The following is a 2,017-nucleotide window of genomic DNA, read 5'->3' as shown; positions in this document are numbered from 1 at the left end:
CGCCGCCGGTTTGGCCTTGGTTTTTGGCGTGGCGACCTTGGCATCGCCAGCCTTGCCATTGGCCGTTTTGCTGACCGGGGTTTTGCTCGCCGCTGCTTTAGCCGGTTTTTTCGGAGCCAGGGCTTCGGCTTCTGCCAGTTTGCACGCCATCTCCCAGTGACGGGCTTCCTGACCTTCGGGTTTTCCTTCGGACTCCCAGATCTGATAGGCGAATTCGCGGATGCGTTTATCGTCGGTACTCATCGCAATGCTCCTGAACTGAACTCAAGTGTAGGTAGTTTGAATAATGAGATTGACCGGGAAATCCCCCAGCGCGGCGCTGATCAGCAGCTCTCTGTGTTTTGTGACTGTGATGCCGGAAAAAAGTCCCTGCAGATGTTCGTCAGGGACGGTGAACGGCAGTTTGACCCGGGTATCGCCCCACAGCGACGCATGGATCTGCGGTTCGGCACTGTTTTCCAGCAGTTCGGCACAACGTATCGGCACAATCACGATGGCGCGTTTTCCCTCCCGTTCACGGACAAATCCCAGCACTCGATGGGCCTCGTTGCCTAACACTTCCAGGGCCTGGTAAGTGCCACGCCGAAACAGCTCGGCATGCTCGGCACGCAGGTTCAAGGTGCGCGCAATCAAGGCTTGTTTGATGCGCCCGTCACGCCAGTTCGCCAGCAGGTCAGGTGGAACAACCGCTTGCTGCATCGCCTGCTGGCGGCGGGTGTAATCCACCGGTCGACGGTTGTCCGGATCGACCAGGCTGAAGTCCCAGAAATCGTTGCCTTGATAAAGATCCGGCACGCCGGGCACGGTCATGCGCAGCAAGGTTTGCGCCAAACCGTTGAGTGCACCGGGGACGGCAATCGACCGGGCAGCCTTGGCGAGGGCGGCACGCAACAGCTCACCTTCGGGGCTGAGCAACAGGCGCCGGATGAAGTCCTCGCTCGCTTGTTCGTAAGTGTCATTGGGCGCGCTCCAGCTGCTTTGCAGTTTGGCTTCACGCAGGGCTTTGCGTTGCCACTGCCAGAGGCGTTTTGCGTAGTCCTCGAGCGCCGGCGGATCATCGATACCCAATTCCAGCGGCCAGCTGCCGAGGATCGTCTGGTACAGAATCAACTCATCGCCCGCCGACGGCACTTGATCGTCATCGCGCAGTGGTCGGGCGAGGGCGCGCCACAGGCCGATCTGGTCGGCATACCACCTGCTGCGTTCGCTCAAGACCGCCAGCCGCGCCCGTGAATCTTCGCCGCGCTTGTGGTCGTGGGTGGCGCTGGCCAGCAGATTGTCCGGGAAGGTCTCAAGGCGCTCGATGCAGGCCTGATGAAAGTCGGCGACCGCTGCGCCGAACTGTTCGGTGTTGAAGCCCACGTCATTGCGCGAGAGCAGGACTGCCGAACGATAGAGCGCGGTGTCTTCCACCGCTTTCGCCGCGGCCGGCGAGGTCAGTTGCTGGAAACGTACGCAGGCGTGCTTGAGGCGTTTGCGCGGGCGACCGGCCGGGCGCTGCCGCCAGGGCTCACCGCCGAGCCAGCCGGCCAGGCAGTCCAGCACCGGCCAGTCCGCTTCGCCCAGGGTTTGACGGGCGCCGTCCATGGCCTGCTGGAAAAACACCTCGTCCCGGGCCGAACGACCAAGGGGACCGATGTAGGTGCGGTACACCGGAAAATGCACGATCAGCGCCTGCAAGGCCCGGCGGATGGCGCCGAGGGTCAGGTCGCGGGTCATGAGATTGTCCCGGGCCACTTGCAGCAAGGCCTGGGCGACGCTTTCGAAATCCCCGGCCAGGGAGCCATTGAGGATTTGCTGACGGGCCAGTTGTGCTTCCTGGGAGAAATCGGCGGACCGCTCGCTGTGGCGCTTCCAGCGCTCGGTCAGCACCTGTGCACCCTGAGGGTCGGTTTGCAGCAGTGACAACTGGTTCATGAATTCGTAGCCGGTGGTGCCGTCCACCGACCAGTCGCGATGCAGGGTTTCGCCTTCGCCGAGGATCTTTTCGACATAAATCGGCAAGTGGCGGCCCGCC

Annotated in this window: 2 protein-coding genes; both read right to left on the bottom strand. The window is 62.3% G+C overall.

Annotated elements, in window-relative coordinates; genetic code table 11:
- Positions 1-243: DUF2934 domain-containing protein (locus PMI29_RS12960; protein ID WP_007998990.1), on the bottom strand; the 243-nt coding region annotated here is incomplete at its 3' end.
- A 21-nt stretch (positions 244-264) separates the two neighbouring features.
- On the bottom strand, positions 265-2,017 hold a 1,753-nt coding region (treY, locus tag PMI29_RS12965), incomplete at its 5' end, for a malto-oligosyltrehalose synthase (protein ID WP_007998989.1).

Origin of the sequence: Pseudomonas sp. GM49 (assembly GCF_000282355.1) — a bacterium.
Classification (GTDB): Bacteria; Pseudomonadota; Gammaproteobacteria; order Pseudomonadales; family Pseudomonadaceae; genus Aquipseudomonas.
The sequence above is the reverse complement of the archived record's forward strand: the minus strand, read 5'-3'. Positions and strand labels throughout refer to the sequence as shown.